We start from the raw sequence: 23,410 nt of genomic DNA, 5'->3' as shown, positions 1-23,410 counted from the left end.
TTGGGTCTCATCCCCGTTTGACGTAAGGATCCGCCATGCCCGCGATTGTCTTGATCGGCGCCCAGTGGGGCGATGAGGGCAAGGGCAAGGCCACCGACCTGCTCGGCCCCCGTGTCGACTACGTCGTCAAATTCAACGGCGGCAACAATGCCGGCCACACCGTCGTGGTCGGCGACGAGAAGTACGCGCTGCACCTGCTGCCCTCCGGCATCCTGAGCCCGGGCGTCGTTCCGGTGATCGCGAACGGCGTCGTCGTCGACATCGAGGTGCTGTTCCACGAGCTCGAGGCGCTCACGGCACGGGGAGTGGATGTCTCGCGTCTCCTTGTCTCCGCGAACGCGCACGTCATCACGCAGTATCACCGCACCCTCGACAAGGTGACCGAGCGTTTTCTCGGAAAGCGCATGATCGGCACCACGGGCCGCGGCATCGGACCGGCCTATGCCGACAAGATCAACCGGGTGGGCATCCGCATCCAGGACCTGTTCGACGAGAACATTCTTCGCCAGAAGGTGGAGGGCGCCCTCGAGCAGAAGAATCACCTGCTCGTGAAGATCTACAACCGTCGCGCGATCGGGGCGGATGAGGTCGTGGCCGACCTGCTCTCGTACGCGGAGCGACTGCGCCCGATGGTGGCCGACACGGGACTGGTTCTCAACCAGGCACTCGATGCCGGGAAGACCGTGCTGTTCGAGGGTGGCCAGGCCACGATGCTCGATGTCGACCACGGCACGTATCCGTTCGTCACCTCATCGAACGCCACGAGCGGTGGCGCCGCGACGGGCTCCGGAGTCGCCCCGAACCGCATGGAGCGGGTCATCGCGGTGGTCAAGGCGTACACGACGCGTGTCGGGTCGGGACCGTTCCCCACCGAGCTGCACGACGAATCCGGAGAGTTCCTGCGCTCGCACGGATTCGAATGGGGCACCACCACGGGCCGCCCGCGCCGCTGCGGATGGTACGACGCTCCGGTCGCCCGCTTCGCCGCGCGCATCAACGGGGTCACCGACTTCGTGCTCACCAAACTCGATGTGCTCACCGGGCTGGACCGCATCCCGGTCTGCGTGGCCTACGACGTGGACGGCGTGAGGATCGACGAGGTGCCCGTCTCCCAGTCGGACTTCCACCACGCCGTGCCGATCTATGAAGAGCTGCCCGGCTGGAGCGAAGACATCACTGGCGCGCGCACGTTCGACGACCTGCCGAAGAATGCGCGCGACTATGTGCTCGCTCTGGAGAAGATGAGTGGTGCACGAATTTCAGCCATCGGTGTCGGCCCCGACCGGGAGGCGATCGTGGTGCGCCACGACCTGCTCGGCTGATCGGAAGCAATAAGCATGCCCCCTTCGATTGCCGAGAAGTCCGGCTCCGTGCGAACTCGGCTGTCCAGAGCCATCACCCGATCAACCCTCGGCCTGTTCCGTAACGTCATCGCCCTCAACTATGTGAGCGGCGCGCCGACGCGCCTCGCATCCGGAAGCCCGACCGACTCCCCACACGGCTCTGTCGATGGTCGGTCTCGATTGCACATCCTCGTCGTCGGGGGCCTCAGCGGCTCAGCCATCGGAGTTCCGAGCTACGGCCTCGGCGTGGCTGCGCTCCTCGCTCGCTCCCTCGCCCGCGAGACGGGTCGTGGGGTGGACTGGGAGTCGCTGTCGACGGAGAACCCGACGCTCGCGAGCACTGCCGCCGCCCTTCGCTCGATGAACGGGCTTGCCAGCTTCGACGTGATCATCGTTTGCCCCGGTAGCGCAGATGTGCTCGCCTTCAATTCGTTCCGGGCGTGGCGTGCAGAACTGGCGGCGCTGATGGCGTTCCTCGACGGCGCTGTGTCGCCGTCTGCCCTCGTGGCCGTAGCCGAGGTGCCCGATGTCTCCCCGCATGTTCAGGTGGGTCGGCTAGTCAGCAGAACCCTCGAGCTGGACGGCCGGGAGTTCAATGCCATCCTGGCCGATACCTGTCGAGCGTTTCCTCGGGTGCAGCGCGCGACGCTGCCTGCACCGGAGGCATCCGACTTCATCGAGGGAGCGTTCAGCTATAGCACCCTCTACCGGCGTTGGGCCGCATGGTTGAGCGAATTCGTGATGGCTCGACTGTCCTCAGTCTGAGTCCGGCCGACGCGTCTGCCGCCCTCTCCTCACACACCGAGCGTGACGGATCAGGCGGACTCGCGCTCGATGAGCGCGGTCGGGAGGGTCACCGTCGCCGGTTCCTCCCCGGCGATCTGGCCGAGCAGCAGCCGCACCATCTCGACGCTGATCCGATCGAAGGGCTGCTGCATCGTCGTGAGGGCGGGCTCTGTGGTCTCGGCGAAGCTGGAATCGTCGAAACCGCCCACCGAGACATCCTCCGGCACTCGCTTGCCGGCCGTCTTCAGGGCTTCGATCGCGCCCGCCGCCATGGCGTCGTTCGCCGCGAACACCGCATCGAGATCGGGAACCTGGGCCAGGAGCTGCCGCATGGAGTGGAGGCCGCTCGTGCGGCTGTAATCGCCCTCGACGACGAAACGGTCTTCGAAGTCTTCGCCGAGCACATCACGATAGCCCTGCAACCTCGCGATCCCACCCGGGGATCCCGCGGGCCCGGCGATCGTCACGATTCGGCGGCGACCCCTACCCTGCAGGTAGGTGACCATCCGCTTGGCTCCGTTCAGGTCATCGGCCGCGACGCAGCCGAGCCGGCCTTCGAAACCGAGGGGCTGCCCGCAGGCCACCAGCGGGATGTTCGCGTCGACAAGGCTCTCGATCAGTCCGGCCCCATCGGGGGAGGAGAAGGCGAGAAGCACACCGTCCACGTGTCCGGCCGTGATGTAGCTCGTCGCCCGCGCTCGCTCGGCGGGGTCGCCCGCGATGATTAGTACGAGAGACACATTGTTCGCGGCGAGTGCCTTGGCCGTGCCCCGCACGAGCATCGAGTAGTTGGGGTCTTCGAAGAGCAGCTGCTGAGGCTCGGTGAGCAGAAAGGCCACCGTGTTCGATCGGCTCGTCGCCAGGTTGCGGGCGTGCGGGTTCACCCGGTAGCCGGTCTTCTTGATCGCGGCATCCACCGCTGCCTTCGACTCCGGGCTGACCCAGTTCTTCGAGTTGAGAACGCGGGACACGGTACCGCTCGAGACCCCGGCCACGGTCGCCACGTCGCGGATGGTCGGCCGCTTGGCGTCGTCGGGCTTCACAGTCAGCAGTCTATTCCGGCGGATTCATGCCTTGACCGCACCGGCACCGAGGTCGACCTTCCAGTAGCGCTGAAGTACGAGGAAGAGCACGACGAGCGGCACTATCGACACGAGTGCCCCGGTGATCACCAGCGTGTAGAGCGCTGGAACCGTGGATCCCTGGTTGAGGAGCCCGCTGAGCCCGACAGTGATCGGGTAGAGGCTGTCGTCGCCGAGCATGATGTACGGCAGGATGAAGTTGTTCCAGATGCCCACGAACTGGAACAGGAACACCGTGACGAGGCCGGGGAGCATCATGGGGATGGCGATCCGCCGGAAGATGTAAAAGTCGCCGGCTCCGTCCGTTCTGGCGGCCTCGACGATGTCGTTCGGTACCGAGGCGGCCGCATAGATGCGCGCGAGGTAGATGCCGTAGGGGCTCACGATCTGGGGGAGCAGCACCGCCCAGTAGGTGTTCGTGACGTGGGCGGCGGAGAGCAAGAAATACTGGGGGACGGCCAGGATCACATTGGGCACGAGCACTCCGGCCAGCAGCACGGTGAAGGTGGCTTTCTTGCCGCGGAAGTCGTACTTCGCGAGGGCGTAGCCTGCCAGCGCGGAGACGACGGTGGAGAGCAGCGCTCCGACACCGGCATAGAGGGCGGTGTTGAGCATCCACTTCCAGTAGATCCCTCCCCGGTAGGTGCCAAGGGCCACGATGTTGTCGAGGAAGTGACCGCTCGGCAGGAAGGTGTTGGTCGTGAACAGCTCGGTGCCGTCCTTTGTCGACGCCGCGAGCACCCAGGCGAGCGGCAGCAGGCAGTACAGGGCACCGATCAGCAGAAGTGCGGTCGACACGCCACTCGCGCGACCGTTGACCCCGATGTTGCCCGGCCGGCTGCGGGCGAGGCGCGGCAGCACCCGTGCCTCGGGACGGGATGTGATGGCCATCAGTTCTCCTCGGCGAACGCTCGGCGTTGGATCAGTTGCAGGAAGCTGAATGAGAGAGCGAATATGGCGATGGCGATGACGACGCTCGTCGCGGAAGCGGAGTAGATGTCATTGCGCACGAAGGCGTCGCGATACACCTTCATCAGCGGCGTGAAGGTGGTTGAGATCGAGTTGGTGAGTGGTCGGAGCACCGTCGGCTCGGCGAACACCTGGAGCGTGGCGATCATCGAGAAGATCGTCGTGAGGATGAGCGAGGGCACAATGATGGGCAGTTTCACCCGCAGGGCGATCTGGGTCTCGGATGCCCCGTCCAGCCGGGCCGCTTCGTAGATGTCCGACGGGATGGCCGTGAGCGAGGTGTACATCACCACCATGTTGAAGCCGACGCCGCCCCAGAGGGCGATGTTCGCGATCGCCACGATCACGAGGTTTCCGGAGAGCAGTTCGGGCAGTTGCACGCCGATGGCGCTCGCCAGCCGGTAGAACGGGCTCACGCTCGGGATGTAGAGGAAGCCCCAGAGAAGCGATGAGATCACGGCGGGAACCGCGAAGGGCAGGAAGATCGTGATGCGGGAGAAACCACGAGCGCGTGTGCGCCGGGAATCGAGCAACAGGGCGAAGAGCAGGGAGAGCCCGAGCATCGTCGGCACCAGGATGAGGCCATAGAGCCCCACGCGAGCGGCGCTCGCGAGGAAGTCCGGGTCGCCGAGCGCGTTCGCGTAGTTCTGTACCCCGGCAAAGACGGTCTCGCGGGATCCCGAGCCGAGTCCGAGTCCCGTCACCTTCGTCTTCTGGAAGCTCAGCATTATCGTGTAGACGATCGGAGCGGCGATGAAGGCGGCGAACAGCACCACGGCCGGAATCAGCATGATGTAGGGGGTTATCGAGCCGCGGCGGCGGGCACGCGTGATCGCGGTGCCGGGGCGGATGTCGGTCTGGGTCATGGCGGACTCCTTCGTCGCGTGGCCGGGAGGTCGCCCCCTCCGCCCCGGCCTGTCGGCGCCGGGGCGGAGGGGGTCGGCGGATGCTACTTGACCGTGAACCCGTTCTTCTTCAGGTCATCGGTGGTGATCTTCTGCATCGAGTCGACGGCGGTGAGGAAGGCGGCTTTGGACTTCGCTTCCGCTGCCTTGCCGAACTCGTCGTTGAACGCGCTGTAGGCGACGTTGACGTTGGGCCCGTAGGTGAACGGCTGCACCGTGTCCGCCAGCTTCGCGGCGAGGGAGTAGAAGCCCGGCTGGTTCGCGAAGAAGGTGTTGGGTTTGGAGAGCGCGCTCTTCGAATCGACGGTGTCGGCCGGGTAGATCGCCGACACACTGACAAGCTGGCTGACGGCGGTGGGGTTGGTCGCCAGCCAGGTGTTGAACTTCACCGCGGCCGCGACGTGCTTCGACTGCGAGGTGACCGCGACGGCCGAACCGCCCCAGTTGCCGTTGGCCGGCTTGCTGGCATCCCACTGCGGCAGCTGGGCCATCTCCCATTTGCCCGCCGTGTCTGCGGCGTTGCCCGCCAGTACCCCGGGAGCCCAGACGGCACTCACCCAGCCGACCTGGGTGCCACCGGCGAGGGCGGCGTTCCATTCGGGAGTGAACTGTTTGATGTTCGCGATTGTTCCTGCCTCGACAAGTCCGCCCCAGAATCCGGCGACCTTCTTGACGGCGGCGGAGTCGATGTTCACCGACCAGGCCGTGCCCTTGGTCGACCACCACGAGGCGCCGGCCTGCTGGGTGAGACCGGCGAACTGCCCGGCATCACCGGAGGAGAAGGTTCCCAGGTACTGCGAGGGATTCGCGTCATGGATGATCTTGGCGTCGGCGGCGTACTCGTCCCAGGTGGCAGGCGCCTTGAGGTCGAGCGAGTCGAAGACGTCCTTGCGGTAGTAGAACATCATGGGTCCGGAGTCCTGGGGGATCCCATAGACGGCGTCGGAACCGAGGGTGACCGACGACCAGACTCCCTCGCTGAACTTGTCTTTGAGCTTCGGATCGACGTCTTTGGAGATGTCCTTGAGGGCATCGGCGGAGACCATGGTCGGGATGGCCTGGTACTCGGCCTGCATCAGGTCGGGGGCCCCGCTTCCGGCCTTGATGGCGGTGAGGAGCTTGGTGACGGCGGCGTCGCCCGCATCGACCTTCACGTACTTCACGGTGATGTCCTTGTGGCTGCTGTTCCACGTAGCGACGACCTTGTCCATGTCCGGGGCCCAGCCCCAGTAGGTGATCGTGACCGGGCCCGAGTCCGCGGTGGTGGATCCCCCACTCGAACATCCGGTGACAAGCAGCGCTGACGCGACGACTGTCGCGATCAGGGCGCCACGGAGTGTGATGCGCATTTTTCCTCCTCGTTGAGCGCGGCCACGGTGTCGCGGCGGCGATTTCTGATGCGTAAATCAGTCGGCTCTTGATGACTGTAACCGGTTATAGTAGGTCACGCGGATCGCGCATTGTCAAGCGGCAACTTCTTCGAGGGAATATAGCCTTTGAGCTGCAATAGTGCCTATAACCGTAAACAGGATCAGTCTCACTGAGGAGAAAAATGACCACGGAGCTCTCGCCCCGGTCCCTGGCCGGCGCCCGATCGGGTGTCGGCTCCGGCGTCCCGGCACACGATCGCTGGGACCGCTTCGCCTCGGGGATCCCAGCGACGACGGGCATCGCGTTCGGCGGCGACTACAACCCCGAGCAGTGGCCGAGGGAGGTGTGGGCCGAGGACATCGGACTGATGCTCGAGGCCGGTGTGAACCTCGTGAGTATCGGCATCTTCTCGTGGGCCCTGATCGAGCCGCGGGAGGGCGAATTCGATTTCGGCTGGCTCGACGACGTGATCGGGATGCTCGCCGAGGCGGGGATCGGGGTCGACCTCGGCACCCCCACCGCGTCGCCCCCGCCCTGGTTCTGGGCCCGCTATCCGGATGCCCGGCCGATGACCCGCCAGGGGATCTCCCTCGGCGTCGGTTCCCGTGGCATGGCGAGCCCGAGTTCGCCGGAATACGCCGCAGCGACCACCCGCATCGTCACAGCGCTCGGGGAGCGCTACGGCCGCAACCCCGCGGTGAAGCTCTGGCACGTCCACAACGAATACGGAGCTCCGGTTTCGGAGTGCTATTCGGATCACTCCGTTCGGGCGTTCCGCGCGTGGCTTCAGCACCGGTACGGAGGCCTCGACGCGCTCAACTCGGCCTGGGGCACGGCATTCTGGGGTCAGCGCTACGGCGAGTGGAACGAGATCGATGCGCCGCGGATCTCGGCGACCACGTCGAATCCGTCCCAGCGTCTCGACTTCGCCCGCTTCACCAACTTCGCCCTGCTCGAGAACTTCCGGCGTGAGCGTGACATCCTGCATCGCCTGTCGCCTGGCGTGCCGGTGACCACCAACTTCATGGCGACGAACTGTCTCGCCGTCGACTACTGGACCTGGGCCGGCGAGGTCGACATCGTCGCGAACGACCACTACCTGAAAGCCGAACGGGAGGACAGCCACATCCTGCTCTCGATGGATGCCGACCTGGTGCGCTCGCTCGCCGGCGGCAGGCCGTGGTTGTTGCTCGAGCACTCCACCTCGGCGGTGAACTGGCAGCCGCGCAATCTCGCCAAAGGGCCGGGGGAGCTCGCCCGCAACAGCATGCAGCACTTCGCCCGCGGCTCCGACGGCATCATGTTCTTCCAGTGGCGGGCATCCCGAAGCGGCGCCGAGAAGTTCCACTCGGCGATGGTGCCGCACGGGGGCCCCGGTACACGTGTCTTCCGGGAGACCGTCTCCCTCGGCGCCGAGCTGGCCGCTGTCGCGGAGGTACGAGGGTCGGTTGTGGAGGCGCGCGTCGCGATCCTCTGGGACTGGGAATCGTTCTGGGCGCAGGATCTGGAGTGGCGCCCGTCGATCGATCTCGATCACCGGCGGCAGATCGAGACCTTCTACGAGCGGCTCTGGCTCGATGGCATCACCTGTGATTTCGCGCACCCGGAGGCGGATCTCTCGGGGTACAGCCTCGTGCTCGCGCCGAGCCTCTACCTCGTCACTCCCGAGGCCCGCCAGAACCTACAGGCCTATGTCTCGGCGGGCGGCGTGTTCGTTGCATCGTATTTCTCCGGAATCGTGACCGGCACCGATACGGTCTACGCCGGAGACATGCCGGGCGGCCTTCACGATCTGCTCGGGGTCACCATCCAGGAGTTCGGTCCACTGCGCGCCGACCAGCGGGTCGAGCTCACCGGCGGGCTCTACGGAACCGTGTGGACGGATGACATCGAGCTCACCGGCGCGACCGGCGAGGTGAGCTACCTCGATGGACCGATGGCAGGCAAGCCGGCCATCACCCGCAATGCCTTCGGATCTGGCACGGCCTGGTACCTCTCGACGGAGTTCGATGTCGCACAGCTTCGTCGGGTTCTGGCAGCGCCGCTCGCCGAGGCGCAGATAGAGGTCGCAGCGGAATCGCTCGCCGGGGTGGAGCGAGTCGTGCGCCACGGCGCCGGAGCCACCTTCACGACGGTCATCAACCACACCGGTTCGGCCGTGCGACTTGAGCATCTCGGAGTGCCGATCTCGGCCGGGATCGACGGGGACCCGACAGTGCTCCCGGGAGGGGCGGTGCGGGTCTTCCGCCTCGAGCATGAAGAGGGAGCCGCGGTGTGATTCCGATCATCCGGGAGGTGAAGTGGCGGGTGCTCCTGCCCGGCCAGGTCTCGGAGCTCTCCACTTTCGACATGACGACGGGGGAGGTGCGCGTCATCCACCGGTCGACGGAGGCCGTGCTCGAAGCCCCGAACTGGACTCCCGACGGCTGGCTCGTCGTCAACTCCGCCGGTTCGCTCTACCGCGTGGCGGCGAACGGCGGCAGCGCGCTCGAGCGCATTCCGCTCGGATCGTTGAGCGACATCAACAACGACCATGTCGTCTCGCCGGACGGCACGACCGTCTACGTCTCGTCGGAGGGGGATGGCCACGTGTATTCGGCCCCCGTCGCCGGGGGAGAACCGACCCGGCTCTCGGTGGATCGTTCCGGACCGTTCGCCTATTTCGTGCTCGGGATCTCGCCGGACGGGCGCACCCTCGCTGTGACCGGGGCGGAGGCCCGGGAGGGTCGCCCCTTCGTCAGTTCCCTCTTCACCATGCCCGCCGCCGGGGGTGCAGCCACCCCGCTCCCCGACGACAACGACGACGGTGATTCGGTCGGCTGCGCCTACTCGCCGGACGGTGAGTGGCTCTATTTCAGTTCGGAGACCGGCCCGGCTCAGCGGGGACGCACCCGCGTGATGAGGATGCGTCCCGACGGCACCGGCCGTGAACAACTCACCGGTGGCGACAGCGCCCATTGGTTCCCGAAGCCCTCACCGGACGGTGCCGTGGTCGTCTACCTCGAGTTCGCTCCCGGCACGATCGGGCACGCCTCGAATGTGCCGGTGCGGCTGTGCGCGATGCGCCCGGATGGCTCGCACCAGCGGACCCTCCACGAACTGTTCGGCGGACAGGGAACAATGAATGTCACCAGTTGGTCGCCGGAGGGCGACCGATTCGCCTTCGTGGCGTACCCGATGGGAGAAGAACCGTGAGTCTGAGCAGCAGCCCGACCGACGTGGTGGAGTTCGGATCCACCGGACTCCGCGTCTCCCCGCTCTGTCTCGGCACCTCATCCTGGGGTCCGGCGCGCACCCGGGAGACGGCTGCGGATGCCGAGTCCCGAATCGCCGCGCTCGCGGACGCATTCTTCTCCGGATCGACCCCGATCACCTACCTCGACACGTCCAACGAATACGGCGGCAAGCGCTCCGAGTCCCTCATCGGCCGGGCGATCGAACGCTCCGGCGGCATCCCGGAGGGCTTCGTGATCCAGACCAAGCTCGATCGAGACGCGAGCGGGGACTTCAGCAGCGACCGGATGTGGCGGTCCCTCGAAGAATCCCAGCAGAAACTCGGCATCGATCGCTTCCCGGTGCTCTACCTCCACGATCCCGAGAACATCGGATTCGAGGCATCCATGGCCGCCGACGGGCCGGTGGAGGCCCTTATCGCAATGAAAGAGCGCGGGTTCGCCGACCACATCGGCATCTCCGGAGGACCGGTCGACATGCTTCAGCAGTTCGTCGAGACCGACGTGTTCGAGGCACTCATCACCCACAATCGCTTCACCCTGGTGGACCGCAGCGCTTCGGCGCTCTTCGATGCGGCCACCCGCCGAGGGATGGGCATCAACAACGCCGCTCCCTACGGCGGAGGGGTCCTCACCGGCCAGGCGCGCTTTCGCGGCACCTACGCCTATCGGCCGATCCGACCGCCCGAGCAGGAGGCGCTCGACCGCATCACGGCCCTGTGTGCCGACGCGGGCGTGACCCTTGCGGCGGCCGCCCTGCAGTTCAGTCTCCGGGATCCGCGCATCCACAGCACGATCGTCGGGGTCTCGAGTCGTGATGCTCTCGACCGTGCCGTCGCCGAGGCCAAGGAGCCGATCCCTGCCGAGCTGTGGGCGCGGATCGATGCTGCCCTGCCCGGCTGACGGCTCGGACCGCCCTGCCCGTTGACGGCTCGGACCGCCCTGCCCGTTGACGCTGCCGACAGTCAGACGACGCTGTAGCCAGCGGCGAGCGGCGCGCGACCGGTGAGGGCGAGCAGCACGTCTTCACCGGATCCCCGGCGCGCGGCCACCGCCGCGGCGAGCGTGACGGCGTCTTCCACGCCGGCCTGCGGCAGAGTGTGGGGAAGCCCCGTGGCCATCGAGAGGTCGATCGTGTGCACAACGAGCTCGAAGACGCGGGTGCGCAGGTACTCGCTGAGCCGGATGCCCATCCCGCCGATCGATACGATGCGGTTCGCCGGCTGGGATTCGATCGCCGCGGTCGCGCGGGCGAGCGCTGCCGACACCTGGGCGACGGGATCGTCGCCCAGCCATTCGCCGGCTTCGACGCCGCGGGCGGCGACCGCCGCGTCATCGGTGAAGCTGAGATAGACGGTGGAGTAGTAGGCCTCCGCCGTGGCGATGGTCACGTCGCCGGGCTCCTCCTGGGCGAGATAGTTCTCCACGGTGAGGATCGCGCGGGCGGTGTGCCCGGCGAGGCTGCGCACGCTCCACGATCCGAGGGCGGGGGATGACCACTGCTCGTCGCGGATCCCGCCGAGCAGGTGCACATAGGCGGTGGCCGAACTGAGGAACAGGGCGGTGTTGGTCACCCCTGCATTATTCACCAACGACGCCGGTTCACGATTCACCGCGGCGCCTCGCCCTGCCAGACTGGTGCGGTGACCGCCCTCCGCCCCGAACCCACAACGCTCCCCGGCCGATTCGTGCGATTGGAGCCGTTGCGGCGAGAGCACCTGCCGGCACTGTTCCTGGCGATCGGTCATCCGGTGGTCTTCGCCGGAGGATACGGCGGAGGTGCCGCGGGCTACCGCGACACCGAGGAGGGATTCACCGAGTGGGCGGAGACCTACTTCCGCTGGGACGATTGCAATCCCTATGCGGTGTTCCTGGTCGGCGGACCGCACGACGGAGAGCTCGTCGGCACTTCGACCCTTGCCGACTTCGAGCCGGCGCGCGAGGCGACGCACATCGGCTGGACCGCCTACGACCCGCGGGTGTGGGGCTCGGCAGTGAATGCGGAGGCCAAACTCCTGCTGCTCGCACTGGCCTTCGACCACGGGTTCGGCCGCGTCAAGATCCAGGCCGATGCCCTCAACGAGCGGTCCCGCGCGGCCATCGGTGGCATCGGGGCGACCTTCGAGGGCATCGTGCGCCGCGACCTCCCGAGAGCCGACGGCAGCTGGCGCGACAGCGCGGTCTTCTCCATCATCGTGGATGACTGGCCGCGAGTCCGCGCCGGTCTCGAACAGCGCCTCGAGCGCCACGGCGACCGGCCGGTGCTGTTCCGCAGCCGGCCGTCGGCGTAGGGGCCACACTCGGCCAACGCCCAGACGGGGATGGTCGGCTTGCCCTATGGAAATCTCATACACCGCAATCGCCCATGCCACCGGAGGCGGCCGCGACGGCCACGTCCGCTCGGAAGACGACCGTCTCGACTTCGACACTCGTCCGCCGAAGGAGCTCGGTGGAAACGGTGAGGGCACCAACCCGGAGCAGCTCTTCGCCGCCGGGTACTCCGCCTGCTTCCTCAGCGCCCTGCACGCCGTCGGACGCTCTCTGAAGCTCGACACCACGGACTCCGCCGTGTCGGCGAGCGTCGGCATCGGCAGCAACGGCGAGGGCGGATTCGGCCTCGCGGTCGAACTCGACATCTACACGCCCCACGTGCCGGAGGACCGTCGCCAGGAGCTCGCGGATGCCGCCCATCACGTCTGCCCGTATTCCAACGCCACCCGCGGCAACATCGAAGTGACCCTCACGCTGGTCGGCTGACCTGCTGGTCTCGACACGCGTGGCGCCCCCTGCTGGTCGAGTAGGAGCCCAGCTTCCTGCTGGTCGAGTAGGAGCGCCAGCGACGTGTCGAGACCACATTCTCGACGCGCGTGGCGCCTCCTGCTGATCGAGTAGGAGCCCCGCCTCCTGCTGGTCGAGTAGGAGCCCCGCTTCCTGCTGGTCGAGTAGGAGCGCCAGCGACGTGTCGAGACCCGCGGTCTCGACACGCGTCCTCCGTCGTCGTGCACTACTCGACCGGCATAGCCTGCCCCGCGCGGAGCGAGACCCGCGCCGAGTACCCTCGAACCATGCCCGACTCCCTCGATCCCGCCGCCCAGCTGCTGAGTCTCCGCCAGAGCATCGATAACGTGGATGCCGCGCTCGTGCACCTTCTCGCCGAGCGATTCAAGTTCACCCAGCAGGTGGGGCGCCTCAAGGCGTCCAGTGGCCTGCCCGCGGCCGACCCCGGCCGCGAACTGGAGCAGATCACCAAGCTCAAGGCGCTGGCTTCCGAGTCCCATCTCGATCCCGCGTTCGGCGAGAAGTTCCTCAACTTCATCATCGCGGAGGTCATCCACCAGCACGAACAGATCGCCAGCACCGGAAGCATCGCGACCCACTCCGAATGAGCTGGGATCCGCGCGCCATCCCCTCCCAGGCTGGCAAGACCTTCGTCGTGACCGGTGGCAACGCCGGAATCGGCTACTTCATCAGTGAACAGCTCGCAGCAGCCGGCGGGCAGGTCATCATCGCCTGCCGCAGCGCCGCAAAGGCGGATGCCGCGATCGCCGCGATCCGCGCGCGCACTCCCGGGGCACAGCTCGAGCATGTGACCCTCGACCTCTCCTCTTATGCTTCGGTGCAGGCAGCGGCAACGGCTCTCTCGGGACGGCGAATCGACGCGATCATCGAGAACGCCGGTTCGATCATGCCGAGCGCGCAGCGGGAGACCACCATCGACGGCAACGAGGTGATGTTCGGCACCAACCACCTCGGACATTTCCTGCTCACCGCGCTGCTCTTCCCCACGCTCGCCGCGACGCCGGGTGCCCGGGTGGTCACCATGGGGAGCGGCGCGACCCGGCTGACCAAGCCGCACCTCACCGACCTGCAGAGTTCTCACTCCTTCGCGTCGTTCGCGGCCTATGGCCAGTCCAAGCACGCGACGCAGTCCTTCGGCTTCGAGCTCGACCGCCGGCTGCGTGCCGCCCGCGGCTCCGTCACGGCGCTCGTCGCGCATCCGGGAAGCGGCATCGACGGGCTCAGCCCGGAACGGCCCGGCGTGACGAACCCCTCCGCTGGTGGTCGCCTGTTCGCCCGGGTCCTCCCCTTCATCGGCGGCGGAAAGGACCGGGCGGCCTGGTCCGCCGTTCGGGCGGCGACCGACCCGGATGCCGTCGGCGGCCAGTACTGGGGTCCGCGCGGCAACTTCAGCGGCCCTCCGGTGCGGCAGAAGCCCGTCGCATCCAGCAGCAACGCGGCTTTCGGGGCAGCACTCTGGTCCGCCTCCGAGAAGCTCGTCGGCCAGAAGTTCGTGGTGTAGGCGGCTCGGTCGGCCTGGCGCTCACCCCCGCGGCGCGATCCGTCACGAACTGTCGCCTGGCTGGGCGATGCCAGCGGATAGTGACGGTTCGTCAGCTGTGCGCGGCCAGCCCCAGTCAGCCTGACGGTTCGCCAGCTGTGCGCAATCAGCCGACCAGCCTGACGGTTCGCCAGCCGTCCTCCCTCAGTCGGACCAGCCCGCCGCCTCCAGCGCCGTGCGCACCTTGTCGAGCAGTGTTGCGCGCTGCCGCATCAGTCTCTTGTTGACTCGGATCACCCGCCACTTCTCCTCCATGAACGCGTCGAGCCGGGCGATGTCGATGTGGAACTGACGCTCGTCCGCGCGATGCTGCCCGCCGTCGTACTCGAGTAGCACCCGATATTTCGGATAGCCCAGGTCGCCGAGCCCGATCACCGCACCGAAACTGTTGCGGATCACGACATTCACCTCCGGCTCCGGAAGCCCAGCCCGCACGATCAGGAGACGCAGGGTGGTCTCGCGAGCCGAGTCGGTGCGGCACCGGATCTCGGGCAACGCTCGACGAAGCAGGTGAGCCCCGCGCCTGGCGCCCCATCCGGCAACCGCGGCGGTGAGCTCCGCGAGAGTCGCCAACGGGGCCTGCCGGCTCACCAGTCCGTCGCCCATGATGATCAGCTCATCGAGGGAGAGCTCGGCAGCGAGGTGACACCAAGTCTCGACCGGATCACTCACCCGGAGACCGCTGGGAAGCGTGCGTGTCCGCACGCTAGGCAGCTGTTCGTGGCCATGCACACCGCGAAGCCGCGGCGCCCGATGTGGCGACGGGACCGAGACATCGAGCGATGACGGCACCCGGCCTTCGGGCAGTCGCAAACCGAGCAGGACGGCGGCAGTCCAGTGGCTGAAGTAGTGGTCAGGCGGCATCCGGGTGGCGTACGCGGCGGCGAGATCAGCGACGTCCGCGGGGAGGCCGTGGGGCATCCGGACGCCATGGAATGGCCGGCGGAGGTCGCCGCCTCGAAGCCGTCCGGCCCCGACACCGAGTTCCGCGGCCTCTCCGACGGTGAATGGTCGAGCGGCCAGGGTCGGGGGGAGCGGATGATTGCGGCGCATCCGACCACGGTGCGCCATGCCGGTCCCGTCTGGGCTCGGGTCGCGGAGTTCGGGGGATAGCCGTCCCAGTGGCTACCGGTGGAGGAGGAGACTCGCCCGCAGCCAGCCGTCGCAAACCGTTCCGAAGGCATCGGCTCCCGACGATATGTGCCGGGTCAGCCGAGCTCCGCGTCGACGGCGCTCCCCAAAGGGCGGCCACCCGTCGCAAACGGTCCCGAGGGTATTGGCTCCCGACGATTTGTGCCGGGTCGGCGGAGCTCCGGGTCGGCGGAGCTCCGGGCCGACGGGCGCTCCCCGGAAGGCACCGACCCGGCACGAACCGTCGCATGGCCGAGGGCTGCCAGCGGTTAGCGACGGCTCGGCGTGGTGTGGTCGACAGGGATGATCCCCGTCAGTACCCGACGACCGGCCCGAAGTGCTCGGCGAGTGTGCCGCGATGGGTGGCGCGAAGCTCCTCGAGGCTGAGGGCGAACTGGTCTTGTACCTCGAGAGCCGTGCCATCCGTGACTCCGACGCGCAGGGCCGGCACGCCGCGTCCCTCGCACAGGCCGATGAAGCGCACGTCGTCCTCGCGGGGCACGGAGACGATCGCTCGCGCTCCCGACTCGCTGAAGAAGGCCGCCGTCGCGTCCACGCCGTCCCGTTCCATCAGCTCGGTGATCCACAGCCGCGCACCGACGCCGAAGCGCAGCACGGACTCCGAGACGGCCTGGATGAGGCCCCCGTCGGAGAGGTCGTGGGCGGAAGCGATGATGTTCTGCTCCGAGCCCGATTTGATGAGCCCGGCAAGCGCCTGCTCTGCCGCGAAGTCGACGATCGGCGGGTGACCACCGAGATGGGAGTGGATGACTCCCGCCCAGGCCGATCCGTCGAGCTCGTCGCGCGTCGTGCCGAGCAGGTAGATGTTGTTGCCCTCGTCCTGCCAGCCGCTCGGGATGCGATCGGCCACGTCTTCGATCACGCCGAGCACTGCGACGACCGGGGTCGGGTGGATCGGCACGTCGCCCGTCTGGTTGTAGAACGAAACGTTGCCGCCGGTGACGGGGATCTCGAGCTCGAGGCATCCGTCGGCCAGTCCCTCGACGGCCTTCGAGAACTGCCACATGACTTCGGGGTTCTCTGGGGAACCGAAGTTGAGGCAGTCCGAGACGGCGACGGGAGTCGCGCCGGTGACAGCCACGTTGCGGAAGGCCTCGGCGAGAGCGAGCTGGGCGCCCTGGTAGGGGTCGAGGTAGGCGTAGCGCCCGTTGGCGTCCGTCGCGACGGCGAATCCGAGGCCGGACTCCTCGTCCACCCGCACCATGCCGCCGTCGTCCGGGAACGAGAGGGCCGTGTTGCCCATGACGTAGCGGTCGTACTGGTTGGTGATCCAGTCCTTGGAGGCGAGGTTGCCGCTGCCGAGAAGTGCGACGGCCTGCTCTCGCAGCTCCTCCGGCGTGGTCGCGCGGGGGAGTGACGACGCGGAATCGGCCTGGAGGGCGTCGATCCAGGTGGGATAGGCGACGGGGCGCTCGTACACCGGACCGTCGACCGCGACCGTGCGTGGCAGCACATTGACGATCTCTTCGCCGTGCCAGTTGATGATGAGGCGGCCGGTGTCGGTCACCTCGCCGAGCACAGAGGTCTCGACATCCCATTTCGCGGTGACTGCCAAAAATCCTTCCAACTTCTCGGGCGTCACGATCGCCATCATGCGCTCCTGCGACTCCGACATGAGGATCTCCTCGGCCGTGAGCGTCGGGTCGCGAAGCAGCACCTTCTCGAGCTCGATGAACATGCCGCCGTCGCCGTTCGAGGCGAGCTCGCTGGTCGCGCAGCTGATGCCGGCCGCCCCGAGGTCCTGGATGCCCTCCACCAGATCCTGCTGGAACAGCTCGAGGCAGCATTCGATGAGCACCTTCTCGGCGAAGGGGTCTCCCACCTGCACGGCCGGGCGCTTGGTCGGGCCGCCGGCGCTGAAGCTGTCGGAGGCGAGGATGGATGCCCCGCCGATGCCGTCTCCGCCGGTGCGGGCCCCGAACAGTACGACCTTGTTGCCGACGCCCCGTGCATTCGCGAGGTGAAGGTCTTCGTGGCGCAGAACCCCCACGGCCAGGGCGTTCACGAGCGGATTGGCCTGGTAGACGGAGTCGAACCAGGTCTCCCCACCGATGTTCGGTAGTCCGAGGCAGTTGCCGTAGAAGCTGATCCCGGCGACGACGCCGTGCACCACCCGCGCGGTGTCGGGGTCGTCGATCGCACCGAAACGCAGGGCATCCATCACTGCGACCGGGCGAGCGCCCATCGAGATGATGTCGCGCACGATTCCACCGACACCGGTGGCAGCGCCCTGGAACGGCTCGATGTAGGAGGGATGGTTGTGGCTCTCGATCTTGAAGGTCACGGCCCAGCCCTGCCCGACATCCACGACGCCGGCGTTCTCGCCCATGCCCACCATGAGGTTCTCGCGCATCTTCGGTGTCGTCTTGTCGCCGAACTGGCGCAGGTACATCTTCGAGGACTTGTAGGAGCAGTGCTCGCTCCACATGACCGAGTACATGGCGAGCTCGCCGCTCGTGGGGCGCCTCCCGAGAATCTCGCGGATCGACGCGTACTCCTCGGCCTTGAGCCCGAGTGCCGCGTAGGGCTGCTCCCGGTCGGGGGTAGCTGCGGCGTTGGAGACGGTGTCGGCGACTGAAACTGTGGGGGTGCTCACGGGCGCTGGAACTCCTGGATCGAGGGCGTGCCGGAAGTCCTAATTCTATCCGGCTGCGCGGGTGCGGGTTCGGCTCATGCCGCGGGACGCTCCCTGTGCCCGCTTCTGTCTCTCGAAATGCCGTTGTCTGTTGCTCCCGGGCGATTTCGATACCGAAAGTGGCATCTCGACGCGGCAGGGAGGGCGAGGAGAGCGGCAGGGAGGGCGAGCGACGCGGCAGGGAGGGCGAGGGGCGCGGCAGGGAGGGCTCGCCCGAGAGTGTGCACAGGTACGGGCGGGGTGTCAGGGGCGCCAGCCACCGGCGACAAGTGCGCTGCGCACTCGCTGCACCGTGGCATCCGGAGTCAGAAACAGCCCGCCCGACCGCACCTTCACGACTCGCCAGCCGGCATCGACGAAGCGCTCCCAGCGCACGATGTCCTTCTCGTACTGCCTCTTGCTCGTGCGGTGCTGGTCCCCGTCGTACTCCACCACAGTGCGGAACGCGGAATAGACCAGATCGGCCCGACCGAGCCAGCGCTTCGAATCAGCCCAGACATCGAGATTGGTGGCCGGCTCCGGAAGTCCGGAGCGCTGAAGCAGCAGGCGCAGCAGCGTCTCCGGGCGAGACTCCGCGCCCGGGCGTGCCAGGTCGAGGGCACGGCCGGCACGCCGAGCGCCCCGCCCGTGGAAGTCGCGCAGGCCCGCGCGCAGCTCCCCGATCGACGTGTAGGGCCGGATGTCGAGCGGATCCAACCGGTACGGCTCCAACACGAGGTGGTCGGCCGCGACCACGAGCTCGTCGAGGCTGAGGAGAGCGCCGAGCGAGAGCCAGATCGCGACGGGATCGGATGTCGCGAATCCCGCCCGTAGCGCCACTCGAGTTCCGGCGGCGGCATGATGCCCGGTGACTCCTGGGCGTCGGGGTGCACGCTGTGGCAGAACCGCAGAGACGTGCAGCAGCTCGCTCGGATCGGCCGGCAACGGGCATCCCCACAGGCGCGCTGCGGTGATGTGGCTGAAGAACTGCTGGCGCGTCATCACTGGCGCGTAGTCGGCGCATCGACGAACGATGTCATCCTGGCCTGGCTCGCCAACGACGTCTCGGGACGCCCGCACGCCCACATGAGGGCGGCTGAGGTCCGCTCCCCGAAGACTCTCCGCCCCGATGCCAAGCTCCCGCGCTTGGGTCAGCGAGAACGGGGCACGAGCAAGGGCCTGCGGCAGAGGGACTCGTCGGGGAGACATCCGCCCAGGGTGGCCGAAGCGTGCCCGATCCCGTTCGATCCATCCACAGACGTTCCCCGCCATTCCCCGAGGCCCGGCAGTAGCGCCCACCGAGATGCCACTTTCGGTAAGAAAATCAGGGATTCACTACCGAAAGTGGCATCTCGACGACAGATTGGTGCGCACCGCTCAGCCCGGCAGCACACTGACGCGGGTGATTCCGGGCGGTGCGGCGCCTGTGCAGCGCGCCGGAATCCGCCTACCGTAGGCGACATGACGGACTGGAAATCCTGGATCGGGCTCGGCGTCGCCGTGCTCATCGCGCTCGCCGCAGTGCTCGTGGTCGTGGTGATCACCTCGGTGGCCGCCCGGCTCACCGCCCGCCGGGAGAGTTGGGCTCGGGCGCTCATCCTGCGGGCACGGCTGCCCTATCGCGTCTTCCTCCTCGTGGTCGCCACCTGGATCGCGGTCCACCTCACCCTGCCGGCCGCGGCACCCCTCACCACCGTCGACCACGGATTCCTGATCGCCACCATCGCCGCCGGCACCTGGCTGGCCGCAGCACTCGTCAGTTTCGGGCTGGGGCTCGCGACCGGCCGCTACCGCACGGATGTCGCGGACAACAAGCGCGCCCGTCGCGCCCAGACGCAGATCGCGATCGTGCGCCGGCTCGCAAGCGTGGTGATGGTGATCGTGGGGGTCGCATCGATCCTGCTCACCTTTCCGGGAGTACAGGCGGTGGGCGCGAGCGTGCTCGCGTCGGCGGGAGTGGTGTCGATCGTCGCCGGCCTCGCCGCGCAGTCGACGCTTGCCAACGTGTTCGCGGGCATCCAGCTCGCCTTCAGCGACGCCATCCGGGTCGACGACGTGGTGATAGCCGAGGGCCAGTGGGGCCGGATCGAGGAGATCACGCTCACCTATGTCGTCGTGCACATCTGGGACGATCGGCGCCTTGTGCTTCCCTCCACCTACTTCACCAACACCCCGTTCGAGAACTGGACCCGGCACTCCAGCGAGCTCCTCGGCTCGGTGGAGTTCGACCTCGACTGGCAGGCGAGCCCCGCGCAGATGCGGGAGCGGCTCGAGGAGATCCTCGCCGAGACCCCGCTCTGGGATGGCCGCACCGGCGTGCTCCAGGTGACGGATGCCGTCGCCGGTTTCGTGCGCATCCGCGTGCTCGTGACGGCGGTCGATGCGCCAACGCTGTTCGACCTCCGCTGCCACGTGCGCGAACAGCTGGTGCAGTGGTTGTACGAGACGGATGCTGCGGCGCTGCCCCGCACGCGGATCCAATCGGTCGACCCCGCGGCGCGCCCCGCTTCGGTGCCGGTCTCCACCGGACAGATCGGTCTCTTCACGGGGACCCCGGAAGCCGAAGAGCGCGCCAGCCAGTTCACCGGCACCCTGCCGATCGTCGGCGCTGATCGCACTGAGCGGGAGTGAAGCGACCGGCCAGGTGACGGCGGACGGACCTCAGGCGGAGATGAGTGCCGCGATCGCGCTCGTGAAGACCGTCAGGCCGTCGGTGCCGTTGCGCATCGCAAGGGCGGTGTCCGGGCCGAAACCTTCCTCGGTGGCGTGCTCCGGATGTGGCATGAGGCCCACGACGTTGCCGCGGGCATTCGAGATGCCGGCGATGTCGTTGATCGAGCCGTTGGGGTTCACGTCCACGTAGCGGAAGACCACGCGACCCTCTCCCTCGAGGCGAGCGATCGTCTCGGCGTCCGCGATGAATCCCCCCTCCCCGTTCTTCAGCGGGATCGTGATCTCGGTGCCGGCGGTGAACTCGTTGGTCCACGCCGTCGAGTCGTTCTCGACTCGGAGCTTCTGGTCACGGCAGATGAAGCTCCCGTGGTCATTGCGGATGAGACCGCCCTCGAGCAGGTGCGCCTCGGTGAGCATCTGGAACCCGTTGCAGATGCCGAGCACCGGCATCCCCTTCTCGGCCGCATCGATGACCTCGGCCATGATCGGGGAGAGGGAGGCGATGGCGCCGCAGCGCAGGTAGTCGCCGTAGCTGAATCCGCCGGGAAGCACGATCGCGTCGACGCCCTCGAGCGAGTGCGAGCCGTGCCAGAGCGCCACCGGGGTCGCGCCGGCCAACCGAACCGCACGCTGGGCATCCCGGTCGTCGAGCGATCCGGGGAAGGTGATGACGCCGATGGAAGTCATGAGGCGACGGAGGGGGAGGGCACAGTGATCGACACCACGTCTTCGATCACGGAGTTGGAGAACATGTCTTCCGCGAGCTGGGTGATCTCGGCGAGCACGGCATCCGTGACCTCGTCCACCGTCACTTCGAAGCGCTTGCCGATGCGCACGCCGGTGATGTCGGATTTGCCGAGGCGATGGAGGGCTCCGGCGACGGCCTTGCCCTGGGGGTCGAGAAGCTCGGGCTTCGGCATGACCTCGACGACGATTACGGGCACGAATCACTCCAAGAGTTCGCCTGTGGGTGGATGCCGTCAGTCTACGGGATGCACGGATCGGACCCTCCGCGCAAGCCCCACGCCCGATCGGCAGGCCATCGGTACGCTCGATCCATGTTCACCAGGAAGCCCCTCACCGTGCCCGTGCCCAACCTGCGCACCTCGTCAGCGGTCTGGAGCGACACCTTCGGGCGCGTCGCCCAGCGTTGTGGCCAGGCGCTGCTCGTGCTGTCGATCGTGGTGGTCATCGTCTACGCGGCGACCCAGCTGCAGCTCGTGGTGGTGCCGGTGCTTCTCGCCCTGATCGTGGCATCCGCGTTCCGTCCGGTGGTTCGTCTTCTCGAGAAGCACATGCCTCGGGTGCTGGCGGCGATAATCTCGCTGCTTGCCGGCGTGATCGTGTTCGGTGGAGTGATCACGATCGCGGTTTTCCAGGTGCAGTCGCAGTTCTCCACGCTGCAGAAGTCGGTGAGCTCCGGCATCAACACCGTCGCCGATTTCGTGCAGAACGGACCCCTCAACATCGACGCGAAGCAGATCAGCGATGTGCAGAAGACCCTGGTCGATTTCGTCACGAGTGCGCAGTTCGGGTCCGGTGCGCTCGCGGGGGTGTCGACCGCGGCCGAGCTCGTCACCGGCGCCGTGCTCACCGTGATCGTGCTCTTCTATTTCATGAAGGATGGGCCGATGATCTGGGCCTTCCTCATCACGCCGTTCCAGCCCGTGATGCATGCCAAGCTGCGCCGGGCCGGGGACAGCGCGGTCGAGACCCTCGGGGGCTATGTGCGGGGAACAGCGATCATCGCGCTCGTCGACTCTGTGTTCATCGGGGTCGCCATGCTGATCCTGCGGGTGCCATTGGCGATCCCGCTGGCGATCCTCGTGTTCATCGGTGCGTTCATCCCGCTTGTCGGTGCGACGGCCACGGGCATCATCGCCGCCCTCGTCACCCTCGTGACGAACGGTCTCACCGCCGCTATCGTGGTCGCGATCGTCGTGATCGCGGTGCAGCAGATCGAAGGCAACTTCCTCTCCCCGTTCGTGATGGGAAAATCGCTCAAGTTGCATGGCCTGGTCGTGCTGCTGGCGCTCACCGCCGGCACCATTCTCGGCGGAATCTTCGGCACCCTGATCTCGGTGCCCGCGGCCGCGGTAGCGTGGGCGATCATCAAGCGCTGGAACGATCCGATCGTGCCGGAGCCCGGTGTCGACACCGGGAAGCGAAGATCAGCGTCGGCGTGAGTGACTCCGCCGCAGCGGCGCGAGCAGGCTGAGCGGCACGGAATCGAGCACGAATTCCGCCCATTCCCGGTAGCCGGAGGGGCCGGGGTGGAAGAGATCCGTCGCCCAGAACGTGGGGGTGTACGGCGGGGGCTTCGGCAGCGCGAACACCCGGTCGAGTCCGCGGACCGCGGCGCGCGCCGCGTCATCCAGGCTGGCCGCATGCAGCGCGAGGTTCCAGCGCAGGGGGCTCTGCAGGCTGCGGAAGCGGTCGAAGCGGGGCATCAGCGAGACCAGGAGCAGGGCATCCGGATTCACCGCGCGAAGCCGCCGCACGATCTCGCGGACGTCCGCGGCGAAAGCGCGGCGCGACCTCAACCCGAGTGCGTCGTTGGCTCCGATGGTGAGGAAGACCACGTCATACCGCTCCGCGGTGGCTTCGTCGATGAATCGCTCGAGAATGTCCCGCGAGGTCGCGCCGTTCTCGCCGATGGCCGTCCAGCTGGTTCCGCGGTCGAACCGGTCGCCGAACTCGTGGGCGAGACTGCCCGGGAGGGCCTCGTTCTGGCTGTCGGCGCCGACTCCGGCCGCCGTCGAATCGCCGAGAACGAGGAGTCGGATCAGGTCGGCGCCCGGCAGCGATCCGGTCCACGGAAGCGCGGCATCCGGGAGTCTCGGGATGCTCGCGCGGGCCTTCCTCGCCTGCACGAGCAGCACGGGCGCGAGGGGGATGGCGGCGGCCCGGCTCAGGAGGTTCGGGCGGAAATTCATCACTCCA

23 protein-coding genes are annotated in these 23,410 nt (G+C 67.4%); 12 read left to right on the top strand and 11 right to left on the bottom strand.

What is annotated here, in order from left to right; genetic code table 11:
- Positions 1-35 precede the first annotated feature (35 nt).
- Entirely contained in the window at positions 36-1,322 is a 1,287-nt protein-coding gene (locus ACVXZ4_RS17445; RefSeq protein WP_461796047.1) for an adenylosuccinate synthase, read from the top strand.
- A gap of 15 nt (positions 1,323-1,337) precedes the next feature.
- A complete protein-coding gene (locus tag ACVXZ4_RS17440; protein WP_461796046.1) occupies positions 1,338-2,108 on the top strand; it encodes an SGNH/GDSL hydrolase family protein in 771 nt (256 codons plus the stop codon).
- 50 nt (positions 2,109-2,158) lie between these two features.
- On the opposite strand, the gene ACVXZ4_RS17435 is transcribed toward ACVXZ4_RS17440, so the two are convergent.
- The 4 genes from ACVXZ4_RS17435 to ACVXZ4_RS17420 form a co-directional block, all read right to left on the bottom strand.
- The gene (locus tag ACVXZ4_RS17435) at positions 2,159-3,172 is read right to left on the bottom strand and encodes a LacI family DNA-binding transcriptional regulator (RefSeq protein WP_461796045.1); all 1,014 of its coding nucleotides are present in this window, start codon (positions 3,170-3,172) and stop codon (positions 2,159-2,161) included.
- 24 nt (positions 3,173-3,196) lie between these two features.
- The gene (locus ACVXZ4_RS17430; protein ID WP_461796044.1) at positions 3,197-4,102 is read right to left on the bottom strand and encodes a carbohydrate ABC transporter permease; all 906 of its coding nucleotides are present in this window, start codon (positions 4,100-4,102) and stop codon (positions 3,197-3,199) included.
- Positions 4,102-5,046, bottom strand: a complete 945-nt coding sequence (locus tag ACVXZ4_RS17425) for a carbohydrate ABC transporter permease (protein ID WP_461796043.1) — start codon at positions 5,044-5,046, stop codon at positions 4,102-4,104. The genes ACVXZ4_RS17430 and ACVXZ4_RS17425 overlap by 1 nt, the downstream gene beginning before the upstream one ends.
- A gap of 83 nt (positions 5,047-5,129) precedes the next feature.
- Positions 5,130-6,434, bottom strand: coding sequence for an ABC transporter substrate-binding protein (locus tag ACVXZ4_RS17420; protein WP_461796042.1), 1,305 nt, complete (start codon positions 6,432-6,434; stop codon positions 5,130-5,132).
- A gap of 203 nt (positions 6,435-6,637) precedes the next feature.
- On the opposite strand from ACVXZ4_RS17420, the gene ACVXZ4_RS17415 reads away from it, so the two are divergent.
- From ACVXZ4_RS17415 to ACVXZ4_RS17405, 3 genes are read left to right on the top strand one after another with little or no spacing between them, the layout of a single operon-like run.
- Positions 6,638-8,734, top strand: a complete 2,097-nt coding sequence (locus tag ACVXZ4_RS17415) for a beta-galactosidase (protein ID WP_461796041.1) — start codon at positions 6,638-6,640, stop codon at positions 8,732-8,734.
- On the top strand, positions 8,731-9,651 hold the full coding sequence (locus ACVXZ4_RS17410) for a TolB family protein (protein WP_461796040.1): 921 nt from the start codon (positions 8,731-8,733) through the stop codon (positions 9,649-9,651). Before ACVXZ4_RS17415 ends, ACVXZ4_RS17410 begins: the two co-directional genes overlap by 4 nt.
- Positions 9,648-10,592, top strand: a complete 945-nt coding sequence (locus ACVXZ4_RS17405; RefSeq protein WP_461796039.1) for an aldo/keto reductase — start codon at positions 9,648-9,650, stop codon at positions 10,590-10,592. Before ACVXZ4_RS17410 ends, ACVXZ4_RS17405 begins: the two co-directional genes overlap by 4 nt.
- A gap of 62 nt (positions 10,593-10,654) precedes the next feature.
- Here ACVXZ4_RS17405 and ACVXZ4_RS17400 read toward each other — a convergent pair whose 3' ends face one another.
- Positions 10,655-11,263, bottom strand: a complete 609-nt coding sequence (locus ACVXZ4_RS17400; protein WP_461796038.1) for a maleylpyruvate isomerase family mycothiol-dependent enzyme — start codon at positions 11,261-11,263, stop codon at positions 10,655-10,657.
- A 69-nt stretch (positions 11,264-11,332) separates the two neighbouring features.
- On the opposite strand from ACVXZ4_RS17400, the gene ACVXZ4_RS17395 reads away from it, so the two are divergent.
- The 4 genes from ACVXZ4_RS17395 to ACVXZ4_RS17380 all read left to right on the top strand — a co-directional run bounded on the left by ACVXZ4_RS17395 (position 11,333) and on the right by ACVXZ4_RS17380 (position 13,989).
- A complete protein-coding gene (locus tag ACVXZ4_RS17395) occupies positions 11,333-11,980 on the top strand; it encodes a GNAT family N-acetyltransferase (RefSeq protein ID WP_461796037.1) in 648 nt (215 codons plus the stop codon).
- A gap of 46 nt (positions 11,981-12,026) precedes the next feature.
- Positions 12,027-12,446: an organic hydroperoxide resistance protein gene (locus ACVXZ4_RS17390; RefSeq protein ID WP_461796036.1), complete on the top strand. Its 420-nt coding sequence runs from the start codon at positions 12,027-12,029 to the stop codon at positions 12,444-12,446.
- 308 nt (positions 12,447-12,754) lie between these two features.
- Positions 12,755-13,075, top strand: a complete 321-nt coding sequence (locus tag ACVXZ4_RS17385) for a chorismate mutase (protein ID WP_461796035.1) — start codon at positions 12,755-12,757, stop codon at positions 13,073-13,075.
- Positions 13,072-13,989, top strand: a complete 918-nt coding sequence (locus tag ACVXZ4_RS17380; protein WP_461796034.1) for an SDR family NAD(P)-dependent oxidoreductase — start codon at positions 13,072-13,074, stop codon at positions 13,987-13,989. The genes ACVXZ4_RS17385 and ACVXZ4_RS17380 overlap by 4 nt, the downstream gene beginning before the upstream one ends.
- Positions 13,990-14,172: 183 nt before the next feature.
- Here the strand turns inward: ACVXZ4_RS17380 and ACVXZ4_RS17375 are convergent, their stop codons facing one another.
- Positions 14,173-14,700, bottom strand: coding sequence for a hypothetical protein (locus ACVXZ4_RS17375; RefSeq protein ID WP_461796033.1), 528 nt, complete (start codon positions 14,698-14,700; stop codon positions 14,173-14,175).
- Positions 14,701-14,865: 165 nt separating this feature from the next.
- Between ACVXZ4_RS17375 and ACVXZ4_RS17370 the strand changes: the two genes are divergently transcribed.
- Positions 14,866-15,141 (top strand): hypothetical protein, encoded by a 276-nt coding sequence (locus ACVXZ4_RS17370; RefSeq protein ID WP_461796032.1) that lies wholly within the window; start codon positions 14,866-14,868, stop codon positions 15,139-15,141.
- Between the two features lie 331 nt (positions 15,142-15,472).
- Here the strand turns inward: ACVXZ4_RS17370 and purL are convergent, their stop codons facing one another.
- Entirely contained in the window at positions 15,473-17,776 is a 2,304-nt protein-coding gene (gene purL, locus ACVXZ4_RS17365; protein WP_461796031.1) for a phosphoribosylformylglycinamidine synthase subunit PurL, read from the bottom strand.
- A 282-nt stretch (positions 17,777-18,058) separates the two neighbouring features.
- On the bottom strand, positions 18,059-18,796 hold the full coding sequence (locus ACVXZ4_RS17360) for a hypothetical protein (RefSeq protein ID WP_461796030.1): 738 nt from the start codon (positions 18,794-18,796) through the stop codon (positions 18,059-18,061).
- A gap of 459 nt (positions 18,797-19,255) precedes the next feature.
- On the opposite strand from ACVXZ4_RS17360, the gene ACVXZ4_RS17355 reads away from it, so the two are divergent.
- Positions 19,256-20,425 (top strand): mechanosensitive ion channel family protein, encoded by a 1,170-nt coding sequence (locus tag ACVXZ4_RS17355; RefSeq protein WP_461796029.1) that lies wholly within the window; start codon positions 19,256-19,258, stop codon positions 20,423-20,425.
- 30 nt (positions 20,426-20,455) lie between these two features.
- Here the strand turns inward: ACVXZ4_RS17355 and purQ are convergent, their stop codons facing one another.
- Both purQ and purS read right to left on the bottom strand, forming a co-directional pair.
- Complete coding sequence (purQ, locus tag ACVXZ4_RS17350) at positions 20,456-21,154, bottom strand: phosphoribosylformylglycinamidine synthase subunit PurQ (protein WP_461796028.1); 699 nt, start codon at positions 21,152-21,154, stop codon at positions 20,456-20,458.
- Complete coding sequence (gene purS / locus ACVXZ4_RS17345) at positions 21,151-21,411, bottom strand: phosphoribosylformylglycinamidine synthase subunit PurS (protein WP_461796027.1); 261 nt, start codon at positions 21,409-21,411, stop codon at positions 21,151-21,153. The genes purQ and purS overlap by 4 nt, the downstream gene beginning before the upstream one ends.
- A 114-nt stretch (positions 21,412-21,525) precedes the next feature.
- Here purS and ACVXZ4_RS17340 point away from each other — a divergent pair, with 114 nt between their 5' ends.
- Entirely contained in the window at positions 21,526-22,653 is a 1,128-nt protein-coding gene (locus ACVXZ4_RS17340; RefSeq protein ID WP_461796026.1) for an AI-2E family transporter, read from the top strand.
- Here ACVXZ4_RS17340 and ACVXZ4_RS17335 read toward each other — a convergent pair.
- Positions 22,639-23,403, bottom strand: a complete 765-nt coding sequence (locus ACVXZ4_RS17335; protein WP_461798020.1) for an SGNH/GDSL hydrolase family protein — start codon at positions 23,401-23,403, stop codon at positions 22,639-22,641. The two genes, ACVXZ4_RS17340 and ACVXZ4_RS17335, sit on opposite strands and share 15 nt — an antisense overlap.
- Between the last annotated feature and the right edge of the window lie 7 nt (positions 23,404-23,410).

This window comes from Lacisediminihabitans sp. FW035 (assembly GCF_054880895.1).
Note: the sequence above shows the minus strand (reverse complement) of the source record. Positions and strands in the feature narration are given on the sequence as shown.